This is a genomic window from Aquimarina litoralis (assembly GCF_039523995.1).
GTDB lineage: Bacteria > Bacteroidota > Bacteroidia > Flavobacteriales > Flavobacteriaceae > Aquimarina > Aquimarina litoralis.
In genome coordinates this window covers 1,075,982-1,099,928 of the sequence record NZ_BAAAGE010000001.1, presented here as the reverse complement: position 1 = coordinate 1,099,928, position 23,947 = coordinate 1,075,982, and the positions used below count along the sequence as shown (strand labels likewise).

Sequence of the window (23,947 nt, the reverse complement as noted above, 5' to 3'; positions counted from 1 at the left end):
TTATTTGGCATTTCTAAGTTCTACTGAGTTTATAATACGTTGAGCCACATCCTTGGCATAACGGTCTTCTTTATTAAAAACGACCATTATTTGTTGAAAGCCTCCATTTTCCGCAAAATTGAGCATTAAATAATCGCTTTTTTGCTCTTTTTTAGTCAAGGAATTCATTACCTCCAAACTACCGTATACTTTTATGCCTTTGGCTCCGGCTAAAGTTTCATATTCTTCATCTTTCACCGTAATATTTTTTGCCCCTTGAGACTCAAAATTACCTACTACTCCTTCTACCACCTTATTAAGATCCACCTCAGTTTTCTGATTATACTGTACGGTCGAAACAGAGATAAAGAAGTTTCCTATTAAACTTCCGTATACGAAGGTTTCATTTCCTTTTAAAATCTGTTTTTGCTCTTCTGTTAGTTGAAAATTATTTCTGATTAACACTTTTGGCGTAGAAATGGTAACTGGAGGAGCACCATACGCACTACTAATCCATTCGGTTTCTGCCAATTCTTTTGTAGGATGACCAAGTAAAGAATCCTTTACGACATCATACCCTTTTACGAAGATAAAAATCATTAAAGTGATTACAATAACACCAAAACCAGCAATACTTCCGAATATGATTCTCTTTCTTAATCTTTTCTCGGCAGTAGCTTTTCGGTACTCTTCATCGGCTAATAATTCTTCTTCTGTAGGTTCCGGAATTGCTTCTTTAGTTTCATTAATAACTCTTTCTATCACATTTCTATCAGCCTTTGCGGTACCGATATCAGGTTTGGATTTGGCAAACTTAGCCATATCCGCAGTTTTAAGAACGGTTTTAAGCTCTTCGATAGTTTGTTTATCTAGATTTAACGAACCTTTTTTGATTTCTTCATCCAGACGAGCAATTAACTCATCGGTGGTACTTTCCATCGCATGATCATAAACTTCCTCGTCTATATATTTACGCGCGGTATCACTTAATTGAGAATAATACTCCTTATGAGAATCCTGTTCTAAAAGGTGAGACTCATCTATCCTTCGTAATGCAAGAATTGCTCTTTCATAAGGTGGTAATTCATCTTCTTGAGCCTCTTTTTTCTTTTTTCTTCTCAGTACGAAAAAGACAATCAAACCTGCTATGATTAATGGGATTAAAATCCACCATAGGTATTTTTTCCAATTAAAAAAAGAAGCATCCACCTCTACCAAAGGCTTAATCTCATACATCTTCTGCTTGGTAGTATCTACCAATACATCCCGAACTTGTACTTTTAGGGAATCCGTAAAAAACACTCGATCTCCTATCATTACTTTTTGCCTTGGAATGGTATAAAACCCGGAATCGAATTGGGTTAATGCATATTCTTTAATCAGATTAAACTTTTTACCATTTTTGGTCGTATCCGTTTTATAAGATTCTATTACTTCTAGCGGAGAGAAGGTCTGACCTTCTGGAAAAATTACAATTTCCGAAGAATCAGATTCAACCTGCATTTTATATCTTATCTCTTCTCCAATTAAAATAGACGTAGAATCAATGCTAGTAACTACTTGGGCATTGATTTGAAATCCTCCCAAGACCATAAAAAACAGTAGCAATAACGTTTTGGTAGTTTTTCCAAAAAATGGAAAACTGATATTGTTATCTATAATTAGTAATTTATAATTCTTCATTCTTAATTATCGCCTATCCTCTTCGTTTAAAATATCCTAATAATTTTTTTACGTAGCTTTCATCTACTCTACTACTCAATGATCCAGCACCACTTCTAGTAAAGCTGTCTTTAAAATAATCTACGCGATCACGATAGTAATTGGCATAGTTCATTCGTACTTTTTTAGAACCTGTGTTTACCATCAACAACTCTCCAGTTTCTTCATCCTCCATTTGAACCATTCCCAGGTTTGGAATTTCTTCTTCTCGTTGATCATATACTCTTATTCCTGTTACATCATGTTTGCCACCAACTATTTTTAATGTCTGTTGGTAATCGTCTGTTATAAAATCAGAGAGTACAAATACTATTGCTTTCTTTTTCATCACATTCGACAAAAACTTTAATGCTTCCGTAATGTCTGTTTTTGTGCTCTTTGGTTCGTATTCTAATAGCTCCCTAATAATTCGCAGTACATGAGATCTTCCTTTCTTTGGTGGAATAAAAAGTTCTATTTCATCGGTAAAAAGAATCAATCCAATTTTATCATTATTCTGAGTAGCAGAAAAAGCTAGGGTAGCCGCTATTTCGGTAATGATTTCTTTTTTGAATTGCTGTTTTGTACCAAATAATTGAGACCCAGAAACATCCACCATCAACATCATGGTCAATTCTCGTTCTTCTTCAAAAACTTTGATATAAGGCTCGTTGTATCTTGCAGTTACATTCCAATCAATATTTCGAACATCATCACCAAATTGATACTGACGCACTTCGCTAAAAGTCATACCACGACCCTTGAAGGTAGAATGGTATTCTCCTCCAAAAATGTGATCGCTCAAGCGTCTTGTCTTGATCTCAATTTTCCGAACTTTTTTTAGTAACTCTTTAGTATCCATTTTTTATTTTGTCATTCCACACCAGATGCGGAATCTATCAAATCATACTTCTTATCTAATAATAATGAGATTCCTGCCTTCGCAGGAATGACAATCCTATGGTACTTCGATCTCGTTTACAATCTTATTGATAATGTCCTCCGAAGTAACATTTTCTGCTTCTGCTTCGTAAGTAATTCCAATACGATGACGTAATACATCGTGTACTACTGCTCTAACGTCTTCAGGAATTACATATCCTCTTCTTTTTATAAAAGCGAAACATTTTGCAGCGGTTGCTAAATTGATACTTCCCCTTGGAGAAGCTCCAAAATTGATAAGAGGTTTTAGATCTTCTAAACCATATTTTTCAGGATAACGAGTAGCAAAAATAATATCGAGTATATATTTTTCTATTTTTTCATCCATATACACTTCTCTTACTGCTTTCTGCGCACTAAGAATTTGATCTATGGACACCACAGGATTTACTTTTTCGAAACTACCTTTCAGATTGGCCCTAACGATTAATTGCTCTTCTTCCAACTTAGGATAATCAATCACTGTTTTTAGCATAAAACGGTCTACCTGTGCTTCTGGCAATGGATAAGTACCCTCTTGTTCTACAGGGTTTTGTGTTGCCATTACTAAAAATGGTTTATCCAGTACAAAGGTTTCATCTCCTATAGTAACTTGTTTCTCCTGCATTGCTTCTAGCAGCGCACTTTGAACTTTTGCTGGAGCACGATTAATCTCATCTGCCAAAACAAAATTTGCAAAAATAGGTCCTTTTTTTATAGAGAAATCATTCTCTTTCATATTATAAATAAGGGTTCCTACCACATCTGCAGGTAATAAGTCTGGAGTAAACTGTATACGACTAAAGCTTCCTTGTACCGCTTTAGACAAGGTATTAATAGCTAGTGTTTTTGCTAATCCGGGAACCCCTTCTAACAAAATATGTCCTTGTCCTAGTAATCCTATAAGTAATCGTTCTACCATATGTTTTTGACCTACAATTACTTTATTCATTTCTAAAGTAAGTAGATCGACAAAGGCAGATTCTCTTTGTATCTTCTCATTGATTGAAGCAATATCAATAGAACTATTTTCTTCCATCTATTCTTTTTTTTAAAGGCGTGAATTTAACATTCATGTTTCAGCAATGCAAATTGTTAAAATATTTTTCTTGTTCTTGTTAATTATAGGTTAAATGTATCCTCCTAAAATACGCTTACGCCCAAATTTTACAGTATATTTAAATCTTTTACTGAAAAACGGACGTAACAGTTTTCATCGGCTTTCGCGATGATGTTCTAAAAAGACGAAGGAGGAAGATGAATGTTGCAAAAAAAGAAACTAAACAAAATAATTCGATATATGAAAACGGCATTGATAACAGGAGCAACTAGCGGTATAGGAAGATCAACCGCTTTTGAACTTGCTAAACATCAAATAAATTTAATATTATGTGGAAGAAGACAGGAGCGTTTGGATCAGTTAAAAAGTGAATTAGAAACTGTAGTAAAAGTTCATACGCTGTGTTTCGATGTAAGAGAAAAAGAAAGCGTATTTAAAAACATTTCAGAGCTTCCCAAAGAATTTGAATCTATTGATATTTTAATCAATAATGCTGGAAATGCTCATGGCCTAGATCCCGTACAGACCGGAGACACTGAAGATTGGGATGCCATGCTAGACATTAATGTAAAAGGATTATTGTACGTTTCTAAAGCCATAATCCCAAAAATGATTGCTAAAAAGTCTGGTCATATAATTAATATCGGATCCATTGCTGGTAAAGAAGTATACCCTAACGGAAATGTATATTGTGCAAGTAAACACGCTGTTGATGCTATCAACAAAGGAATGTTAATCGATCTCAATGTTCACGGAATTAGAGTTGGAGCAATACATCCTGGATTGGTAGAAACAGAATTTAGTAATGTTAGATTTAAAGGAGATGATACCAGAGCAGATGGAGTATATAAAGGTTTTGATCCTCTAAGACCAGAGGATATTGCTGATATAATTGCCTTTGTAGTAACTAGACCTTATCATATGAATATTTCGGATCTCGTTGTACTCCCAACAGCACAAGCTAATAGTGTTATTGTGAACAAAAATTGATAATTTGTTTATTATCATCCTATTGCAGACCCAATAAAAATAACTAAGTTTAACAGGGAAACGTGTGGACTGCTATTTGCGAATGGAATGATTAATAAACGCCTTCTTATCAAAAACCTACTTGCTCATAATGACGAAAACAGTTTTTATGACAAAAAACGCAAACTTAATATTGGTGAAAAAGAAGGCAAAGCAAAGTTTTTAAAACATATTTGCGCTTTATCCAATTCCAATCCTAAAAACAATTCTTATATCGTTATTGGTGTAGAAGATGAGGATAATGAAATTGAAGGTGTAGATTTCTTTGATGATAGTAAAATCCAAAATTTAGTCAATGCATATTTGCAAAACCCTCCCATAGTTTCCTATGAGAATATTCCTTTTCCGCACTTGCCATCTGACAAAGTAGTAGGTTTGGTAACCATAAGACCACAGGGAGGTAAATTATGCGCACTTCGAAAAAACATATGGAAATACTATGGTGGTAGCGTCTTTTTTAGAGATGGAAGCATTAGTATGCCCAAAGTTTTTGATATCGAAATCAAAGATGTAAACTCTGAAATCGTTAGTGCAATTGAAAGTCATGCTCAAAACAACATAGAACTGACTCTTGACGGTGTTTTTGATTTTATGAACTCTCGAAAAGACTATAGTCCTGCTTATAAAGTTTTTAAAGAATATTTTGTGGTATGCTGGGCAGCGAAAGAAAAGCGTAAAAATGGCAACACCTATTACTCTAGAGTAGATATAGAGCTTATTAATGAACATGTAAAACTCTTTTATTCAGAATTAGATGAAGTATCTATAACTTTATCAGAAGATCAGTTTAAAATTGTGGAGTACGTTTATATGGGACTACAAGATACTTATGAATATTATCCTTTGGAAGAAGTAGTCATTACTTTTAAAGCTAATGGAAGTTACGATATTGATAACAAGCTACTCTTTAGACCCCCACAATTTGACAAAAAAACACTTTATCATCTGTACAACAGTAATAATGCCTTGATTGAAAAATTAAGAAGTAAAATACCTCTTACCAAGAATGATAAAGCAGATATGATAAATCTTCCTGCTACCTATCTTATTTGTTATTTGAATGAATTCTCTGAGGCTAAAGATAAATTAGAAGAAGCAAAACCGTATCTTAAAGCATACAATTCGGAAGTATATTCTATGTACAAAGAGAGTATGCGAATATTGAGAAAAGTGAGATATAATTAAAAATGAGATGAAAATAGATTCATCTCATTTTTAAATAAAAGGCTAAAACTTACAACTGTGAGAACTCTTGAGCCTTAGCTTGTATTGCTGCCCAATCAGTATCATTTTTGGATTGCTCTAAATATTGCGCTAGCTCCTGAGCATTCAGATTATATTTATTTCTAATTATTTCCAATAGGTTTTCTCTATTTTCTATACGTTTTAAGGCATCTGCATCCACAACGTTTAATGCATAACAAACAGAAGCTCCAATTTCATAGGTTAAAGCGAAATCAAAAACCATACTTAACGTTTCCTGATTGGTAATACCATAATCATCTTCTAGCACTGTACCAGGTATAAATGGCTCGTTTGATCTTTTCGGAAAAATTTCACGTACTGCCATTCGTTCGATATAGCGTGCACTTCCTTCCATTGTTTCGGTTATCGGTTCAAAATTATTTACTCCTAATGCTGTTGCAATTGCCAAATATTGTTTTAGCTTCTTTTCTAAACTTGCTTGATCAAAACTACCATTTGGGAAATCCTTAAAGATTTGATGTAACAGTATTTTTAACTCTAAAACCTCAGTAGGTATTCTATTATTTCTATCAGAAATTTTCGTTTTAGAAATATTTTTATTTGAATTCCAGGAATCCTGATATGTATGGAAATTTTCGTGAATTATAAAGTCTATTGACCCGATAACTTCTTTTGAAGGATCAAAAAATCCACCAGGATAAGTAGCTATATTTTCGCCAGCTATTGCCTCTTCGTCTTTATACACTTGTATATAATATCCATTGCCATCAATTTCAAAATCAAAATCATACAACCCATTACCTTCATCTGGATCTGTTATTGCAGCATACGCGCGATCTGCATCATTATCATATCGATACGCTTTTAACCCAGCACTTTCTTGATCATTTAGCTTTTTTGCTCCATCAATATTTGATTGTGGATTAATAAGAATACCTCCGTCAATTTTACCTTCTTTATTTTTATGAACTAAATACAAAGGATAGTCTTTAAGATTATAACCATTCCAAAGTTCACTATTCATAAATAAGTCTCCTGCTTTTTTTATTTGATCTAATAATTTTGTATCCACACTAGAAATTGAATCACCTCCTACCTCTTCTTCAGTAATATTGGGTGTCGAATCATCATCACTATTACAGGAAAAGATTAAAAATGTAATAACTATTAATTGTACTAAAAATCTATTTTTCATAAGTTCTAAATGTTAGTTCTGAAGAATTTTATTGCTATGTGTACTAAAACACATTATCATTAAAAGACCCTACCAGAAATTTTTTAGTAATTCTTACTACAAGAAGAAGTTTATATTCATTTTCGTAAAAACATGTTTTAAATTACATTCTTATAACATATGAACTATCACAAAACAGTATCTTGGCTTTTTAAATATTAAACATGAGTAGGACTATTGTTATTGGAGATATTCATGGAGCTTTAAAAGCGCTTCAACAGTTAATTGAAAAAGCTAACATCACCAAGGATGACACCATAATTTTTCTAGGAGATTATGTAGATGGATGGAGCGACAGCGCTCAATTAATATCTTTTCTTATGGATTTACAGGAAACTCATAATTGCATTTTTATTAAAGGCAATCATGATGAACTCTGCTATACTTGGTTAACTAAGAACACCTATAATCCAAAATGGATGCAGCATGGTGGTCAGGCGACTATTGATTCCTATAGCCAACTATCAAAAGAAGAGAAAACAGCACACCTTAGATTTTATGAAACGCTATTGAATTATCATATTGATAATCACAATCGATTATTTTTGCATGCAGGGTTTACAAATTTGCATGGTCCTCATCATGAATATTTTGATAAACTTTTCTATTGGGATCGAACACTTTGGGAAACTGCTCTTGCCATAGATCCTAAACTAAAAAAAACAGATTTAAATTACCCAAAAAGACTGCTTCTTTTTAATGAAATCTATATTGGTCACACACCCGTGACGAGAATAAACAAAACCGTACCTGTAAACGCTACTTGTATTTGGAATATCGATACTGGCGCAGCTTTTAAAGGCCCCTTAACAGCTATGGATATCGATACTAAAGAATATTGGCAAAGTGATCCTGTGTATACATTATACCCTGATGAAAATGGAAGAAATTAACACCTCTTTATAGTAATCTACTACATAATCATCGCTCTAAGGAGCGATTTTTTTTGCAATATGTTTACCAAACCCCATGTAAGTACACTAATGATAAATAAAAGATTAACAAATATATTCCCTACATATGAAAACTTTATCATTCATCATTGCATTCTTAGCTTTAACAAACTGTATCGCTCAAAACAATTGTAGTCCTTACTATCCTTCAAAAAAAGGAACAGAAATTACTTTGCATCATTTTAATCACAAAGACAAACTAACATCTAAAACAAACTACAAAATAATAGATATAAATTCTACAAATTCAGGAGCAACAATTAACATTCAAATGTCCATGACCGATGCAAAAAAGAAAAAAACAATAACCGATACTCAATTTTCTATTGAATGTAAAGATGGCGTTACCTCTATTGATCCCGAAACTATTATTTCTCCTCAGCTATACAAACAATATCAGAATATGGATTATACGATTGAAGGAAAAGGTATTGATATTCCCAATTCATTAACTGTTGGTCAACAGCTAGAAGATGGATATGTATCTATGTCGATCGACGCTGGTGTTATGAGTATTGACATGAAAGTAAATTTACTAAATAGAGAAGTGCAATCAAAAGAAACGATTACAACCTCAGCAGGATCCTTTGATTGTTATCTGATTAGCTACACCAACGAAGTTACTATGAGTATGGGAATGAAACAGACATTTATAGTAAAACAATGGATTTCCAAAAATGTTGGTTTGGTGCAACAAGAAACCTCCAAACCTAATGGGAAATTGGTAAGCAAATCTGTTTTAGCAGCCTTAAATTAATGCTGGTATTCTCCTGAAAAATATTACATTAAACAGATATAATTTCGCTATCCTCGAGAAGTTCTTCTTGTCGAAGTCGAAGTAATATCTGAGCTACCGCCACAGTATCTTTTTCACAATAAATCAGTATGCGATCGATATCATTTTCTTCGTAGTATACATTTCTTACCTGACTGCCATCGATATCATCTTTTGGAGAAGGAATGCCTAATATATTTGTTAGCAACTTAAGAGAAGTATAATGTTTATAATCTCCAAATTTCCATAAATCCATGGTGTCTAAATGAGGAATTTCCCATGGTTTTTTACCAAATAAATTAAGCTTATAAGGCAAACTTATATTATGGATAATCATTCTTCTAGCGATGTATGGAAAATCGAATTCTTTTCCATTATGCGCACATAGCAAGTGATGCGGAGTATTAAAGTGAGATTCTATCAAGTTTTTAAAATCAACTAGTAGCTGTTTTTCTTCTCCGTAAAAAGAAGTCGTTCTAAAGGATCTTGTTTCACCTTTAAACTTAAAATATCCTACAGAAATACAAACAATTTTTCCAAACTCTGCCCAAATACCTGCTCGATCGTAAAACTCCTCTGGTGAGAATTCTTCTTTACGTTGATACTTTGTTTTATCAGCCCACAGGTACTTCATTTCATCTGTCAACTGATCAAAGTTTTTTTGTTCGGGAACTGTTTCTATATCCAGAAACAGTATATGTTCTAAATTAATCTTATGAAGCATTTTCTAACATTTGATAAGCTTCTTCTATGTAGATAAAAAAATCTTCACTAAAAGAACCTTCTGGTAATCCACGATGGTGTCCTAATCTTACAATAATAACATCATCCTCTGGAATAGTAATTACATATTGACCTAAAATACCGCGCATTACAAAAATATCTTTATCTAAGTGATCTGACAACCAAAATCCATAGCCATACATATCATCATTTTCAAACCGCTTCTGAGTAGACAACTTCACAAATTCTTTGGGTAGTATTTCTTTCCCATCAAAGTTTCCATCATTCTTAAAAAGAACTCCGAAACGCGCAAAATCTCTCGCATTACTTGCAATACAACAATATGATTTTTCCATTCCACTCTCTTCACTATCTACTTGCCAAAGTGCATCTTCTTCCATACCCATAGGTTTCCAAAAGCTTTCACTTAGATATTCAGATAGTGTTTTTTGTGTAGCCTTTTCAATGACCATTCCCAATAATTGAGTATTACCACTTAAATACACAAACTCTTTTCCGGGTTCATCAATAATTTCTAGGCCATTCATAACTTCTCTTAATTCTGGATCATAATACGCTCTGGCTGTGATTGAGAAAGGACTCGTATAATGCTCTGTCCAATTTAATCCAGAAGACATAGAAGAAAGATCACCAACGGTGACGTTAGCTGCTAATCCTTCTGAAAAAGCAGGCAAAAAGTCGCCTATAGGTTGATCTATACTTTTAATATATCCATCCATAATAGCCTTTCCTAATAGAGCTGTTGTAATACTCTTGGCCATCGAAAATGAATTGGTCTTAGAGGTTGTACCGTAACCATCCGCATAGTTCTCATACCATATTTCATCATTCTTGATGATCATAAAAGCTACGGTTCCCATTTCTTTATTTACTCTATTTAATGTTTCTGTTGGAGTAGCTTTGTTATAATCGGGATGTAATTTCCAGGGAATAGGTGTATCGGATTTTTTTATAACATGGTTATCAAAATATGTGTAGTCATCGATATAAGCAGTTGTGTGTCCTGTCATATACACAACACGAACTCCTTTAAGAATATAATCATAATCAAATATGTAAAGCAGTATGACACACAGTAAAATAATTGCAACTAAACCTTTGAGTAATATTTTAATAATTTTCATGCAGATAGATATTTGAATGTCTAAGGTATGAAATAAGCCATTATTAATGTGTTGATACCAATTAAAAAGATTCTATGGTTATTTTATCAGACCCATAAAAACAATAAATATAAACAGATGAAAATAAAGTAAGTATAAAAAAAATGCCTGAATGATATCCAGGCATTTATTTCAACGTTAGTTTAATTCGATTAAGCTATATTGCTGTTACACTTAACTTTGTTAGATACCAGCGTTGAGTTTGTGCAATATATGTAAGCAAAAAGAAACATCAGTTTAATATTTCTATTTATAACAATCTTAAGTTGTAACTTTACTACAAACCGAAAATTGGGGTTTCGGCAGACGTAACCATAGTGTGTTTACAATATTATTCTCATCAAAGCTATATACCGACGTTGTTCTTATCAAAGTTAGAAGATAATTCTCTAATAAAAATCGATACTATTTTTTTGGTAGTTCTGAGTGTATAAAGTGTATGTTTGAATGTATAAGTTGCACATGGACTACCAAAAATATTATGCATTCATAACATTTATTGTGGGAAAAAAGCTATAATTCTATTTGCCAAATAAAGCAAAGAGACTGTCTAACATTAAATTAAATCACATTTAATCTTTGATAAAGTTCTTTTTTGGAGTCTCTTGCTATAGGTAATGATTTCTCATCTGACATAACTACATATCCTCCCTGATCCTTAACCAAAGTATTAACCTGATCCAAATTGATCAAATAGGACCTATGAATTCTAAAAAAACCAAAAGGTTCTAGCTTGGATTCTATGTATTTTAAATTTTTGGAAATAACGATTTCTTTTTCGTTCTTTCGGATCAAGGTTGTATAGTTTCCGTTACTTATACAGTATAAAACGCTGGGAATCTTAATTACATGAGTTCCTCTTGAATCAGTAATAGAAATTTTTGGAACCTCATGAATCTTAGAATATAATTCTTTAAAATTGGCAATTACTTCTTCTTTGCTCTCTACTTTTTCCTGTAACTGAATTGTCTTATTAATGTTTTCTACTAAAAGTCTTGGCTCTATAGGCTTTAGCAAATATCCTATGGCATTATATTTATACCCTTCTACGGCGTATTGATTATAAGCAGACACAAAAATAATCTTAAAATCAATAGTTTCCAGCTCTTCCAAAATATCAAAAATAGTAATCGACCCTAATTGCACATCGAGGAATACCAAATCTGGATTTTCATTTGATAGTCCTTCAATAATAGAATTCTTATCCCAAGCTTCGCCTATTATTTCTACCTGCGGGCAGTAATTTTTTAGAAGAAGGCTTATATTTTCTCTATCCTTTTTTTCATCATCAATTATAAAACATTTCAAAACATTTTCCATCTGCTAACTTTCTTTAATAATTGGCAACGTAATAATCACTTCGGTTCCCGCTGGCAACCCTTCATCATTTTTCAGATCATTTATTATTATATTGGCTTTGGCAGCTACTATTTCATTTAAGATTTCAAGCCTCTCATAAGTATTCTCGGTAGCAATTGATAAATGAGAAGTTTCATTTTTTTTATTTTTCAATTTTTCTGAGGCTTCCCTACCAATACCATTATCTCTAACGTTACATACTACCGTATTGTTTTCTTTTTTAAGTTTTATATTTAATTTTCCTTTAAAGGGAGAGTGAGAGAACCCGTGAATAATTGCATTTTCTATATAAGGTTGGATTACCATTGAAGGAATTTTAGGATCCTGATCTTCGAGAATGGGATCTACATCAAATACAGCATCAAAACCTTCTTGAAATCGACCTCGCTGCAAACTGACATATGACCTAATTACCTCAACTTCTTTATTAAAATTAATATAAACACTATCTGAGCTGTTTAATACATTTCTAATCAATCCAGAAAGCTCCGTCATATATTCATTCGCCTTTAAATTGTCTTTTTTCAATATATAATTCTGTAGTGTACTAAAGGTATTAAACAAGAAATGTGGATTCATAGAAGATCTCAATGAAGTAAGCCTTGTTAGTGCTAATTTTTCATTGATCTGATAATACTTTATTTTACTTCGGTATGCCCTAAACATAAAAACCAAAACAGTGATGCATAACAGTATTCCTAATAAATAACTCAACCATTTTGACTTACTTACTTCTTTCTCAATCTCAGAGTTTTTCTCCTCTAAACCTGAAATTACCTCTTCTTTTTCTAGCAGTAAATTTTTACTTTCATTTTTTGCTACCTCTTTACTTACCTTAACTTTTAGCTGGAGAGACTCTAAAGCTCTAATCTCTCGCAACGTTTTAAGACTAGCTTTAATATTTCCTCTTTTTTCATACAGTTTGGAAAGATCTTCTTTTACTGTAATAAGATCCGAAACATCCTTTTTTCTTTCGAAATATTTCTGAGAGATTAAAAAATACTCCAAAGCCTTTTCATAATTTCCTAGTCCTGTTTGTATAGCTCCCATAGTGTGCATTAATCCAGGATATAGGTCATCTCCATCTTTATAGGTAAGATTATCATTTTCCCATGATATATTAGTTCGAATTACTTCTAAAGCTTCTTTGGGCATGTTCTTCAAATAATAAGACCAGGCAATATTGTTATACACCATGATACAATGTCGTGAGTTCACTTTTTCCTTTTCACAACCTAATGATGCCATTCTTGAATAATACAAAATTGAATCTACCTGATGATCTGGATATGAAGCTGATAAGTTCAGATACGTAGTGGGTTTTCTTTTCTTCGTATCTGCAGAATCAACATAGGATAATGCCTTTTTAAAATCCATTTTAGCCTGATCTTGATCTCCAATATCCAGAAATAGCACTCCTCTATTTAAAGAAAGCTCCCATAAAAATTTTGTATTATTTTCTTTATGAGAAAGTTCCAGACCTTCTCCAAAATATTCTAAAGCCTTTATGTATTCACCTATTCGATTATGAATAGTCCCTAGCCTACTCTTTATATAAATCAGGCAATCTACATCATTGGTTTCTTTGCAGTTTTTCTCTAAAAAATCCAGAACCTGTAATGATCTGATATATTCTCTGGTTTTAGTGGTAAAAAAGTATTCAACTCGTTTAATGGACAGTTGTAAACTATCTACTTCATAACTATTCTGAATCAAAGTAAAAGCTCTGTCGTAGGAATCTTTAGACGCTTGGATTTGTTTAGCTTTAAAGAGACTATCGCCTTCTTTTATTAACTTTTCTATAGATTTCTTCTCTAGATCGTATGTTTTTTTTAATTCCTTGTCTAAACCATCTTGGCCTACAATTTGGAAGCTTACTCCTAATAAGAAAAAGAAAAAATAATATCTAAAGATTAGCATTAAAAAAGAGTTTGTTGTTTTATGGGACTTTCATGATCTAACAACCACTTTTTACGCCATAATCCACCTGCATAACCTGTAAGAGAGCCATCACTACCAATTACACGATGACAAGGAATCACAATCCAAAGTGGGTTTTTTCCATTTGCAGAAGCAGCAGCTCTAATGCATTTTGGATCTCCTAAATTTTTGGCGATATCTAGATAAGTAACCGTTTTACCAAACGGAATTTTGGTTAGCTCTTTCCATACTTTTTTCTGAAAATCAGTTCCAGATGGATTAAGTTTTACATCAAAGTGATCTCTTTTCCCTTCAAAATAATCCTGCAGCTGTGTCACAGCTTCTTTAAGTGTTTCTGGAATAATATTAGTATGTTCTTCTTCAGTATTATTTGTAATCGAAATTTCAGAAATCCCCTCTTCATCACCTGTAATAGAAGCAATGCCTAGCGGAGTTTCTATGAAGGCAGTGGTAATCACTCTTCTTGCTTTTCGGTTAGAATACCCAATTTTCTTGCTCTAATTTCCCAGTTTTTACGAGCCAAAATCTGCATATCAGTCTCATTATCACTTTCATCTACAATCTCAAGACCTAACAGTGTTTCGATAACATCTTCCATCGTTACCAACCCGCTAACAGAACCATACTCATCTACTACCAAAGCAATATGATTTTTGGTTTGAATTAATTCGTTAAACAAATCAGGAATAGGCAGGTTTCTAGTTGTAAAGATTATAGGTCTTTTTATTTCTCCTAAAAGCTTATGACCATTTTGATTGGCCATTTCCTTAAAAACATCATCTTTAAGCACCTGACCTGTAATATTATCAGCTTTATCCTTATATACAGGAATTCTTGAAAATCGCAGATTTTGATTTTCATTAAAAAACTGTTCCACCGTTGTGTTTTCTGAAGCTGTTTTAATAACGGTTCTTGGCGTCATTACATCTTTAGTCAATACTTCTTTAAACGTTAGTAAGTTTTTAATGACTCTAGATTCAGACTCTTCAAAAACACCTTCTTCTTCGGCAATATCAGCCATTGCTGTAAAATCTTCTCTACTTAATACAGAACCATGATGTCCTTTACCACCTATCAGTTTTGTGGTCAATTGTAAAATCCAGAGAATACCTGTCCACTTTAATGGCCAAATCAGAACATTTAACGCCTTTGCAGTAAAATTAGCAAGTTGTTTCCAATAGGTAGCTCCAATAGTCTTTGGAATAATTTCCGAAGCCACTAAAATTAATATGGTCATGATCGATGATACTACTCCTACCATAAGATCTTCGGTCATTTCCATGCCCAAAATCGTTGTAGTCTTTGATCCATAAATTTCTGCATACGCTACTTTTGCCTGAACACCCACTAGAATTGCACCAACCGTATGCGCAATGGTATTAAGTGTTAAAATAGCGATCAACGGTCGATCAACGTCTTTTTTTAATTTCTCTAAAGCGGTTGCATACGCTTTACCTTCCTTTTTCTTAACGTTTATAAAGGTTGGAGTAATACTTAATAATACTGCTTCTAGTATAGAACACAAGAAAGAAAAGAAAATAGATACAACCCCGTATACGATTAGTAATGCCATAATTATTTATTAGTTGGTTTTGCTAAAGTACGGATTTGGTATTCATTTGTAAAAATAAAAAGCAAGAATACTTATTGCTACCAACCCACATATTTAGGAGGTTTGATTTCATTTAGATTAAGATATACGATAAGCTGCCCTCTATGATGGGTAACATGATCCTGTAACAAATTTAATATTTGAAGCTTTGATTTAGGTCCTGCAAAAAAATCAACTTTATCTGCTAAAGTCTCCTCTGATGTCTGTTCTATCCGAGCATGCGCCTTATCGAAAGAATCTTTTACAAACTGTATCAATTCATTTTTGGTATCAGGAGCACTTTCGTTAAATTTTTGTCTATCAAATTCCTCTTCAGAAAAATAGGTTGTGCTTAACCATGTCATATTACCACAGATATGTAGTAACTGAGATTTAAAGTCCATTTCTCTCTCTGAAGGTCTAAAGGCATACTTATCATAAGGCATTGATTCTGCCATTGCTACCAGATATGCTTTAGAGTTTTCCCATTTTTCTAAAAATGCAGATTTTGGAGTAAACTTTTGTGCCATCATAGGAAATGTTATAAAAACTAAAAGAAAAAATACATGCTTCATTACTTAGAACTCACTTCATTCATATACAAAGCAATTGCCTCCAATTCCTCATCTGTAAACTTTTCCAGTCTAGTAAAATTGGTTTTCATTACAGCATAATTTTCAGGATCTACAATAGGATCTTTCTTTTGTCTCAAAAACCCAACTACATCTCCATTTTGTTCTTTATAAATCTTCATAATAGCAGTTACACTAGGACCAACAGATTTTTTATCCATTCTATGGCAAGAGTAGCAATTTCCTTTTCCTTTGAATAATTTCTCACCTAATTCAAACTCAGGAGACACTGTTTCTTTCTTCCCACCGATTACAATTTTTTCTTTTTCCTGCTTTTTTTCTGACTGACAACTTGTAGCGATACATACAATGCTTAAAAGTGCAATAACAATGTTTTTCATTTGTGTGATCTTAGGTGTTAAATAAATTATCTATATCTTTTTTAAATCTCTCTAAAAGGTCTTTGGAGAAATTAGTGATTACTTTTTGTTCGTTAGGTTCAATTCCATCTTTAGCTTCAGCAATTCTAGTTAAGGCATAGATCATAAAATCGTACTCTTCATCTGGACCGTTATCCGAAAAAACTTCAATTGTTTTTTTATACAAGGTTTCGATATCACTATCGTTCCTATTTTCATAATCAAAAGACCATTTTATATCTTGTCCTTTTGGATGTGCTTTTAAAATTTCTTCTAATACGTTGACTTCTTCTTTTTGAATAACACCATCGCTCATTGCAATTACATACAAAAGTTCTCCAAAAGTCTGATACAATCGATCTCTGCTTACCATAAAATTTTTCTTTAAAACTATCCTAAAAGTCGAACTACATCTTTTGCAAAATAACTAGCGATGATATTAGCTCCTGCTCTTTTAAATGCTATTAATTGTTCCATCATAATAGCATCGTGATCCAACCATCCTTTTTCTGCTGCGGCTTTTAACATGGCATACTCTCCACTAACTTGATATACAGCAACTGGTACATCCACAGCATCACTTACATCTCGCAAAATATCCAGATAAGCTAATCCGGGTTTTACCATCACAATATCGGCGCCTTCATCAATATCCATCAATGTTTCTTTTATTGCCTCATCTCGATTAGCAAAATCCATTTGGTATGTTTTTTTATCTCCAAAACCTGGTGCCGAATCTAATGCGTCTCTAAATGGACCGTAAAAGGCTGAAGCATATTTAGCACTATAACTCATGATACCTGTATTTTTATAACCTTCGGATTCCAGCAATTCTCGGATAGCTAGTATTCTTCCGTCCATCATATCACTAGGCGCTACAAAATCCGCTCCTGCTTGTGCATGAGATAAAGACATTTTGGCTAAGACTGCGCAAGTAGGGTCATTTACAATATATCCATCTTCTACAATACCATCGTGTCCGTAAGAAGAGTACGGATCCAACGCTACATCGGTCATTACCAACATTTCGGGAGCTACTTCTTTTACTGTTTTTATAGCACGTTGCATAAGACCATCTGCATTGAGTGCTTCGGTTCCTTGATTATCTTTTAAATTATCGGGTACTTTTACAAAGAGTAAAACCGCTTTTAGCCCCATTGCCCACAACTCTTTGACTTCATTTTTTAATAAATCCAAGCTATAACGATAGTATCCAGGCATCGAAAGTATCTCTTGCTTTACATTTGTTCCTTCAACCACAAAAAGTGGCACTAAAAAATCATTGGGTGTTATAGTATGTTCTCGAACCAAAGATCTAATAGCTTCTGTAGTCCGTAATCTTCTATTTCTGCGTAGTTGATACATTACAATGTGCTAGTAATTAATAAGAATGGTAAATATACCAACTTATCCCCTAATTTCTAACTCAAGATTTTCATAAAATTGAACCTAATTTGTAACAATCTATTCACATTAACTACTAATTTCATTGAAGTCCATTTAAAAAGAAGAAAAATGATAAAGAAAATTCTAATTGTTATCGGAATTATCGTTGGTATTGTCATATTACTTGGCGCAGTAGGCATATACTATACTCAGCCAAATGAACATTTCGTTTTGGACTTCATAAAGAAAAATCCAGATAGAGCTGCCATAAAACTTATACGTAATGATTCTATAATCGCTGAAAAAAATATTAATAAGGTGATGCCTTTGGCAAGCACTGTTAAAATAATTCTTGCTATTGAATATGCAATTCAATCCGCGAGTGGAGGATTAAATCCAGAAGAAGCTATTCCAATCGAAGAACTAGAAAAGTTTTATATACCTAATACCGATGGTGGTGCGCACCCACAATGGTTAACATCAGTAGAATCAAAAATTACAAATAACAGCATATCTATTAGAGAAATTGCTAAAGGAATGATTCGATATAGCTCGAATGCTAATACCGAATGGTTAAGTAGAAAGTTAGGTTTGGAAAAAATTAATCAAAGAATAGATAGCTTAGGTATAACTGATCATACAGACATATACTATCTCGCATCTTCCTTATTTGTTGGAAAAGAAAAGTTCCCTGATAGCAAAGGTAAAGATTTGGAAAACAAACTTAGAGATCTGAGCATCGAAGAGTATCGAGAAACTACCAATACGATCCATTCAAAACTAGTAAAAGATACTATTTATAAAGCCGACATTGGAGATCTAGGAATGAATATTCAAAGAATATGGTCAGATAATTTACCTGCATCTACTGTAAATGAATATACTCAATTAATGAAAAAGTTAAATTCTAAGTCATATTTCGATTCAAAAACTTATGAGTATTTGGATGAGGTGATGGAAGGTCTAATGCAAAATCCTGCAAACCAAAAATGGCTTTCCCATGCTGGTATGAAAGGAGGATCTACTGCATTTGTTCTTACCAAAGCACTTTATGCTACTGACAAAAAAGGCAATACTACAGAGTTGGCCTATTTTCTAAATGATTTAGGAATTATGGAAAGTACAAAGATTCGAGCAAGCATGAATCAATTTGAACTCAAGATTTTAACGGATAAAGAATTCCGCGATAAACTTGCTAAAACATTAAAAAACAAATAATTACAAACAATAACTTATATATATAGTACAGTATAGAAATTTGTACGAATTACTAAACTTAATAAATGATAATTACTTATGCTCACGATAAAAAATTTAAGCAAAACATATCCAAACGGAACCAAAGCTCTTAATGATGTAAATCTTACTTTAGAAAAAGGAATGTTTGGCTTATTAGGACCCAATGGCGCTGGTAAATCAACATTAATGAGAACCATCGCTACCCTACAATTGGCAGATACTGGATCTATTAATTTCGATGGAATTGATGTATTTAAACAGCCAGAAGAACTAAGAAAGATATTAGGATATTTACCACAGGATTTTGGTGTATATCCAAAGGTTTCTGCGGAAATGATGCTTAATCATATAGCAAAAGTAAAAGGAATTACCAATAGTGCTGAGCGAAAAGGATATGTAGCTGATTTATTAAACAAAGTGAATTTATATAAGTTTAGAGATCGTAATCTTGGCGATTTCTCTGGTGGAATGAGACAACGTTTTGGTATTGCACAGGCATTATTGGGAAATCCAAAACTTATCATCGTAGATGAACCTACGGCTGGTTTAGACCCTTTAGAACGTAATCGTTTTCATAATTTATTAAGTGAACTAGGAGAAAATGCCGTTGTAATTCTGTCCACACATATTGTAGACGATGTTACCAATCTATGTAAGCATATGGCAGTGTTTAATGAAGGAACGATCCTTGCGCAAGGAAACCCTCAAGAATTATCTGCCACACTTAACGGTAAAATATTTAAAAAACAAATTGAAAAATCTCAATTAGAGCATTACCAAAACAACTATACTGTACTCTCTAATTATTTAAGAGGTGGTCAGTTTTTTATCAATATCTATAGTGAAACAACTCCGGAAGAAGGGTTTGAGCAGATGGAAAATGGCTTAGAAGAATTTTACTTCTTTAGTATCAATAAAAATCAAAAGCAACCCGTATAATTATGAAAGAAATATTTTTATTTGAATTACAATATCGCTTTCGTAGACCAGCTACTTGGATTTATGCTGGTTTAGGTTTAGCTATGGCACTGTTAGTAGCAGTATTTCAGAAATCAATTACTGCACAGTTTGTTAATAGTCCTAATAATATTATTGATGTTATTGCTCCTATTTCTGTTATTTCCATTTTCTTTTATGCAGCAATTATGGGAGTTCCTATTTTTAGAGATCAGGATCATAAAACTGCGCAAACGTATTTTACCTTTCCGATTACTCAAAAATCATATGTTTTAGGAAGATTTTTTGGAAGTTTTGCTGTGGTTACGTTCTTAAACCTATTTATCGTTATTGGAGCTATTATAGGTTTTACAACCGGAATGTATTTGGATAGACCTGATTATGGCAGCTACGACTCTTTTAACTTAGCGTCTTACATACTGCCATTTATATTTATTTTAGAAATAAATGCATTTTTAATTGGATCTCTATTCTTTTGTTTGATGGCTTTTTTCAAAAAAATGCCAATCATTTATCTAGGAGGTATCTTTTTATTCTTGCTTTATAGTATATCAGGAAATCTATTATCCAATTTAGATAATCAGTGGTTAACAGTTTATCTAGATCCTTTCGGTGGTAGAGTTTTTTCTTATGTAAAAAAATACTGGTCTATCAATGAGCTAAATACAAACCAATTACCAATCTACGGTAAGTTCTTACTTAATAGAATGATATGGTTTGCTCTTGGGATGTTCTTTTTTCTATTGACTTTGTTTAAGTTTGATTATAAAAAATTCCTAATTTCTGGTAAGAAAGAAAAGAAAAGTAAAAGCGATCAGGAAGCACCATCTTTTGTAGGTGTTATTTCTCAGATATTTGATAAAAAAACAGAACGAGGAAATCTTTTATCACTTAGTAAGATTGAGTTTTTATCGATCGTAAGAGACCCAGTTTTTATCATATTAATCATCATTGGTATTATCATATCCTTGATTACCATTTTTAATGCCAATGAAACCTATGGTACTCCGAACTCTCCGTTAACCAGATTTATAGTCACCTTTATCTCTGGAGGAATCTCTCTTTTATCCGTAGTAATTTTAATCATCTATTCTGGTGAAGCTGTTCATAGAACTAGAAAAAACAAAACCTTTGTATTTTATGATGCACTACCTATTAACAATACAAGCTTATACTTTTCTAAAGTTCTATCTTTAGTTGGAGTAGCTGTAGTATTAGCGTTGGTAAATATTATTATTGGTATTTTATTCCAAACTTTTAATGGCTATTTTGGTTATGAATTAGGAATGTCTGCCTTGTACAACTTCGCATTAATCCTTCCTAGTTTCATTGCTACCATTTTCTTGTGCTTTTTTGTTCATGTTTTGGTAAACAATAAGTTTCTAGGTCATTTTATCATTATTCTAATATATATCGGGCTTCCTCTTTTAGTGGCATTAGCGTTTAAAAGTAGTAATCCTTTACTTATATTTTCGGGAACCACACCCTTCTTCTTAAGTGACCTTAACGGTTTTGGTCATTATATGCATGGTGCTTTTACACTTAGCGTGTACTGGATTTTAATGATGGGTATTCTATTGGTAGTAGGAACCTTATTCTGGAATCGAGGATTTTTCTCTTCTGCAAAAGAACGATTTATACTCGCTAAAAGAAGGCTTAACTTTAAATTGGTAGGTGCTTTCCTTTTAGTAATAATTGCATTCTCATCGGTGGCGGGTTACAGCTATTATAACCTGAAGGTACTGAATCGTATTGAAGATGGTGATTATTTTAATGAAATTGCTGCTAACGCAGAGAAAAAATATGGTCGATTGATCAATCAAGCACATCCACAAGTAACAGATCTAAAAGCGTACATAGATGTTTACCCTAATGAAAGAGGATTAAAAGCTATTGGTGAATTTAGTATCATCAACAACTATAACACTCCTATTGACACCTTGCTATTGAATGTACAATATCCTGCATTACATACGCAGCTTGAGGAAATCACCTATAATGGCGAAAATATCAAGCCTGTTATTTCTGATACTGTTAATAGAATGTATTTTTATAAGTTACCAAATACCCTGCAACCAAAAGGAACGGCAGAGTTGTCTATTGCTATGTCTGCAGAAACCAAGGGATTCTCGAATAGTATGGAAACGCAGGTGCTAAACAATGGTACATTTTTAAACAATTCTATTTTTCCTAGTTTTCATTATGATCGAACGCTTTCGGATAATGGTATTCGCAAAAAATATGATTTAGAAAAATTAGATTATCTATTTCCACCGAGAACTGATTCTACAGCACTTAAGAAGAATTTATTTAACGAAGATGCGAATTACATCAATTTTGAAGCTGTCGTAAGTACTTCTTCTGATCAGATTGCCATTGCTCCTGGTAAGTTGGTAAAAGAATGGAAAGAAGGTGAAAGAGCTTACTTTCATTATAAACTAGAATCCCAAACAGATCTTTTCTTTAATGTCGTCTCTGCAAGATACGATGTAGAAAAATCTACGTGGACAGCTCCTAGCGGCAAAAAGGTGGATATAGAGATTTATCATTCTCCAAAACACAAAAAGAATTTACAATACTTTATAGATGGCACCAAAGTAGCTTTAGAATATTGTTCTAGAAACTTTTATGAATATCCGAATTCTGTTATTAGAGTTGTAGAGTTTCCAGCACATTCTACGTTTGCACAATCATTTGTAACTACGATTCCATATTCTGAAGATTTTGGATTTGCAGCAGATTTCGAAAAAGCAGAAGATTTTAACTATGCATTTCGTGTTACAGCTCATGAAGTCGCGCATCAATGGTGGGGACATATTGTAACTCCTAGTAAAACTTCTGGAGCTAATATTATTTCAGAAACCTTAGCAGAATATTCTTCTTTAATGACGATGAAAAAAGAATATGGAGAAAATGGTATAAAAAACTTTCTTAAGTACTCTTTGGATACCTACTTACGAAGTCGTGCCTTTAGTTTTAAACCCGAAAGATCTTTAATCAATGTTGAAACAGGAGGTTATATCTGGTATCGAAAAGGATCTATGATCATGTATGAATTACAGGATATCATTGGCGAACAAAAAATCAATACCGCCTTAAAAGGGTTCTTAAATGAATATAAAAATTATGAAAAAGGAGTGTATCCAACCTCAGAAAATTTATATGATGCTATCTATAAAGTAGCGCCAGATTCTCTTAAATATTCTGTAGAAGATGGTTTTAAAAAGATTGTGTTGTACGAAAACCGCGTTAAGAAAGCACAAACAAAAAAACTAGATAACGGAAAATACGAAACTACCTTTACTGTAGATTCTAAAAAAATCTACTATGATGATGAAGGAAAAGAAGAACGTACCGATGATAAAACCAATTATATAGAAATTGGTTTGTTTGGAGAGGACATTATCGATGAACAAGACGTTCCTCTTAAAAACCCATATTATCTAGAAAGAAAGTGGTTACAACCTGGAGAAAATACCTTTACAATTACCACAGATCAAAAACCCGAAAAAGCAGGGATTGATCCATATAATAAATTAATAGATCGAAACTCTAATGATAACCTATTAGGCGTAGAAGAATAGATCTTGTAAGAATTTAGTTAGTTAAATCCTGAAAATCACGATAGAAAGCTTTTGCTCCTATTGTGATTTTCTTTTTATATCGCATTTTGTAACAATTAATTCTACCATTCGTCTTCTTCATATAGTTATTGCTT

At 32.9% G+C, this 23,947-nt stretch carries 21 protein-coding genes; 7 read left to right on the top strand and 14 right to left on the bottom strand.

The features are described from left to right. The 3 genes from ABD077_RS04325 to ABD077_RS04315 all read right to left on the bottom strand — a co-directional run bounded on the left by ABD077_RS04325 (position 1) and on the right by ABD077_RS04315 (position 3,640). Complete coding sequence (locus ABD077_RS04325) at positions 1–1,662, bottom strand: DUF4381 domain-containing protein (protein ID WP_343910832.1); 1,662 nt, start codon at positions 1,660–1,662, stop codon at positions 1–3. A 13-nt stretch (positions 1,663–1,675) separates the two neighbouring features. Beyond that, positions 1,676–2,542, bottom strand: a complete 867-nt coding sequence (locus tag ABD077_RS04320) for a DUF58 domain-containing protein (RefSeq protein WP_343910830.1) — start codon at positions 2,540–2,542, stop codon at positions 1,676–1,678. A 96-nt stretch (positions 2,543–2,638) separates the two neighbouring features. Beyond that, positions 2,639–3,640, bottom strand: a complete 1,002-nt coding sequence (locus ABD077_RS04315; protein WP_299608777.1) for an AAA family ATPase — start codon at positions 3,638–3,640, stop codon at positions 2,639–2,641. A 261-nt stretch (positions 3,641–3,901) separates the two neighbouring features. Here ABD077_RS04315 and ABD077_RS04310 point away from each other — a divergent pair, with 261 nt between their 5' ends. Beyond that, positions 3,902–4,651 carry an SDR family NAD(P)-dependent oxidoreductase gene (locus ABD077_RS04310; protein ID WP_343910828.1) on the top strand — a complete coding sequence of 250 codons (750 nt, stop codon included), beginning with the start codon at positions 3,902–3,904 and terminating at the stop codon, positions 4,649–4,651. Positions 4,652–4,738: 87 nt separating this feature from the next. Then, positions 4,739–5,875 carry an ATP-binding protein gene (locus ABD077_RS04305; RefSeq protein ID WP_343910826.1) on the top strand — a complete coding sequence of 379 codons (1,137 nt, stop codon included), beginning with the start codon at positions 4,739–4,741 and terminating at the stop codon, positions 5,873–5,875. Positions 5,876–5,924: 49 nt separating this feature from the next. Here ABD077_RS04305 and ABD077_RS04300 read toward each other — a convergent pair whose 3' ends face one another. After that, positions 5,925–7,091: a hypothetical protein gene (locus ABD077_RS04300; RefSeq protein WP_343910824.1), complete on the bottom strand. Its 1,167-nt coding sequence runs from the start codon at positions 7,089–7,091 to the stop codon at positions 5,925–5,927. Between the two features lie 203 nt (positions 7,092–7,294). On the opposite strand from ABD077_RS04300, the gene ABD077_RS04295 reads away from it, so the two are divergent. Both ABD077_RS04295 and ABD077_RS04290 read left to right on the top strand, forming a co-directional pair. Further along, on the top strand, positions 7,295–8,023 hold the full coding sequence (locus ABD077_RS04295; RefSeq protein WP_343910822.1) for a metallophosphoesterase: 729 nt from the start codon (positions 7,295–7,297) through the stop codon (positions 8,021–8,023). Positions 8,024–8,150: 127 nt separating this feature from the next. Further along, positions 8,151–8,840, top strand: coding sequence for a TapB family protein (locus ABD077_RS04290; RefSeq protein ID WP_343910820.1), 690 nt, complete (start codon positions 8,151–8,153; stop codon positions 8,838–8,840). Between the two features lie 28 nt (positions 8,841–8,868). Here ABD077_RS04290 and ABD077_RS04285 read toward each other — a convergent pair whose 3' ends face one another. The 10 genes from ABD077_RS04285 to hemB form a co-directional block, all read right to left on the bottom strand. Then, positions 8,869–9,582, bottom strand: coding sequence for a 3'-5' exonuclease (locus tag ABD077_RS04285; RefSeq protein ID WP_343910818.1), 714 nt, complete (start codon positions 9,580–9,582; stop codon positions 8,869–8,871). Continuing rightward, positions 9,572–10,726, bottom strand: coding sequence for a serine hydrolase domain-containing protein (locus ABD077_RS04280; RefSeq protein WP_343910816.1), 1,155 nt, complete (start codon positions 10,724–10,726; stop codon positions 9,572–9,574). Before ABD077_RS04280 ends, ABD077_RS04285 begins: the two co-directional genes overlap by 11 nt. A gap of 600 nt (positions 10,727–11,326) precedes the next feature. After that, positions 11,327–12,085 (bottom strand): LytR/AlgR family response regulator transcription factor, encoded by a 759-nt coding sequence (locus ABD077_RS04275; protein WP_299900669.1) that lies wholly within the window; start codon positions 12,083–12,085, stop codon positions 11,327–11,329. Between the two features lie 3 nt (positions 12,086–12,088). Continuing rightward, on the bottom strand, positions 12,089–14,044 hold the full coding sequence (locus tag ABD077_RS04270) for a tetratricopeptide repeat-containing sensor histidine kinase (protein ID WP_343910813.1): 1,956 nt from the start codon (positions 14,042–14,044) through the stop codon (positions 12,089–12,091). Further along, complete coding sequence (locus ABD077_RS04265; RefSeq protein ID WP_343911967.1) at positions 14,044–14,520, bottom strand: methylated-DNA--[protein]-cysteine S-methyltransferase; 477 nt, start codon at positions 14,518–14,520, stop codon at positions 14,044–14,046. Before ABD077_RS04265 ends, ABD077_RS04270 begins: the two co-directional genes overlap by 1 nt. Continuing rightward, the gene (locus tag ABD077_RS04260) at positions 14,520–15,638 is read right to left on the bottom strand and encodes a CNNM domain-containing protein (RefSeq protein ID WP_343910811.1); all 1,119 of its coding nucleotides are present in this window, start codon (positions 15,636–15,638) and stop codon (positions 14,520–14,522) included. The genes ABD077_RS04265 and ABD077_RS04260 overlap by 1 nt, the downstream gene beginning before the upstream one ends. A gap of 77 nt (positions 15,639–15,715) precedes the next feature. After that, complete coding sequence (locus ABD077_RS04255; RefSeq protein ID WP_343910809.1) at positions 15,716–16,189, bottom strand: DinB family protein; 474 nt, start codon at positions 16,187–16,189, stop codon at positions 15,716–15,718. A 41-nt stretch (positions 16,190–16,230) separates the two neighbouring features. Continuing rightward, positions 16,231–16,629 carry a c-type cytochrome gene (locus ABD077_RS04250; protein WP_343910807.1) on the bottom strand — a complete coding sequence of 133 codons (399 nt, stop codon included), beginning with the start codon at positions 16,627–16,629 and terminating at the stop codon, positions 16,231–16,233. 10 nt (positions 16,630–16,639) lie between these two features. Beyond that, positions 16,640–17,020 carry a tellurite resistance TerB family protein gene (locus tag ABD077_RS04245; protein ID WP_343910805.1) on the bottom strand — a complete coding sequence of 127 codons (381 nt, stop codon included), beginning with the start codon at positions 17,018–17,020 and terminating at the stop codon, positions 16,640–16,642. 17 nt (positions 17,021–17,037) lie between these two features. Continuing rightward, positions 17,038–18,012 (bottom strand): porphobilinogen synthase, encoded by a 975-nt coding sequence (gene hemB, locus ABD077_RS04240; protein ID WP_343910803.1) that lies wholly within the window; start codon positions 18,010–18,012, stop codon positions 17,038–17,040. 150 nt (positions 18,013–18,162) lie between these two features. Between hemB and ABD077_RS04235 the strand changes: the two genes are divergently transcribed. The 3 genes from ABD077_RS04235 (at position 18,163) to ABD077_RS04225 (ending at position 23,813) form a co-directional block, all read left to right on the top strand. Then, a complete protein-coding gene (locus ABD077_RS04235; RefSeq protein ID WP_343910801.1) occupies positions 18,163–19,251 on the top strand; it encodes a serine hydrolase in 1,089 nt (362 codons plus the stop codon). A gap of 78 nt (positions 19,252–19,329) precedes the next feature. Next, entirely contained in the window at positions 19,330–20,211 is an 882-nt protein-coding gene (locus ABD077_RS04230) for an ABC transporter ATP-binding protein (RefSeq protein ID WP_299608820.1), read from the top strand. A gap of 2 nt (positions 20,212–20,213) precedes the next feature. Beyond that, on the top strand, positions 20,214–23,813 hold the full coding sequence (locus ABD077_RS04225; RefSeq protein ID WP_343910798.1) for an ABC transporter permease/M1 family aminopeptidase: 3,600 nt from the start codon (positions 20,214–20,216) through the stop codon (positions 23,811–23,813). The last annotated feature ends 134 nt before the right edge of the window (positions 23,814–23,947 follow it).

Coding starts and splice junctions, on each gene's coding strand:
- ABD077_RS04325 (WP_343910832.1), bottom strand. CDS start 1,662: ATGAAGAATTATAAATTACTAATTATAGATAACAATATCAGTTTTCCA.
- ABD077_RS04320 (WP_343910830.1), bottom strand. CDS start 2,542: ATGGATACTAAAGAGTTACTAAAAAAAGTTCGGAAAATTGAGATCAAG.
- ABD077_RS04315 (WP_299608777.1), bottom strand. CDS start 3,640: ATGGAAGAAAATAGTTCTATTGATATTGCTTCAATCAATGAGAAGATA.
- ABD077_RS04310 (WP_343910828.1), top strand. CDS start 3,902: ATGAAAACGGCATTGATAACAGGAGCAACTAGCGGTATAGGAAGATCA.
- ABD077_RS04305 (WP_343910826.1), top strand. CDS start 4,739: ATGATTAATAAACGCCTTCTTATCAAAAACCTACTTGCTCATAATGAC.
- ABD077_RS04300 (WP_343910824.1), bottom strand. CDS start 7,091: ATGAAAAATAGATTTTTAGTACAATTAATAGTTATTACATTTTTAATC.
- ABD077_RS04295 (WP_343910822.1), top strand. CDS start 7,295: ATGAGTAGGACTATTGTTATTGGAGATATTCATGGAGCTTTAAAAGCG.
- ABD077_RS04290 (WP_343910820.1), top strand. CDS start 8,151: ATGAAAACTTTATCATTCATCATTGCATTCTTAGCTTTAACAAACTGT.
- ABD077_RS04285 (WP_343910818.1), bottom strand. CDS start 9,582: ATGCTTCATAAGATTAATTTAGAACATATACTGTTTCTGGATATAGAA.
- ABD077_RS04280 (WP_343910816.1), bottom strand. CDS start 10,726: ATGAAAATTATTAAAATATTACTCAAAGGTTTAGTTGCAATTATTTTA.
- ABD077_RS04275 (WP_299900669.1), bottom strand. CDS start 12,085: ATGGAAAATGTTTTGAAATGTTTTATAATTGATGATGAAAAAAAGGAT.
- ABD077_RS04270 (WP_343910813.1), bottom strand. CDS start 14,044: ATGCTAATCTTTAGATATTATTTTTTCTTTTTCTTATTAGGAGTAAGC.
- ABD077_RS04260 (WP_343910811.1), bottom strand. CDS start 15,638: ATGGCATTACTAATCGTATACGGGGTTGTATCTATTTTCTTTTCTTTC.
- ABD077_RS04255 (WP_343910809.1), bottom strand. CDS start 16,189: ATGATGGCACAAAAGTTTACTCCAAAATCTGCATTTTTAGAAAAATGG.
- ABD077_RS04250 (WP_343910807.1), bottom strand. CDS start 16,629: ATGAAAAACATTGTTATTGCACTTTTAAGCATTGTATGTATCGCTACA.
- ABD077_RS04245 (WP_343910805.1), bottom strand. CDS start 17,020: ATGGTAAGCAGAGATCGATTGTATCAGACTTTTGGAGAACTTTTGTAT.
- hemB (WP_343910803.1), bottom strand. CDS start 18,012: ATGTATCAACTACGCAGAAATAGAAGATTACGGACTACAGAAGCTATT.
- ABD077_RS04235 (WP_343910801.1), top strand. CDS start 18,163: ATGATAAAGAAAATTCTAATTGTTATCGGAATTATCGTTGGTATTGTC.
- ABD077_RS04230 (WP_299608820.1), top strand. CDS start 19,330: ATGCTCACGATAAAAAATTTAAGCAAAACATATCCAAACGGAACCAAA.
- ABD077_RS04225 (WP_343910798.1), top strand. CDS start 20,214: ATGAAAGAAATATTTTTATTTGAATTACAATATCGCTTTCGTAGACCA.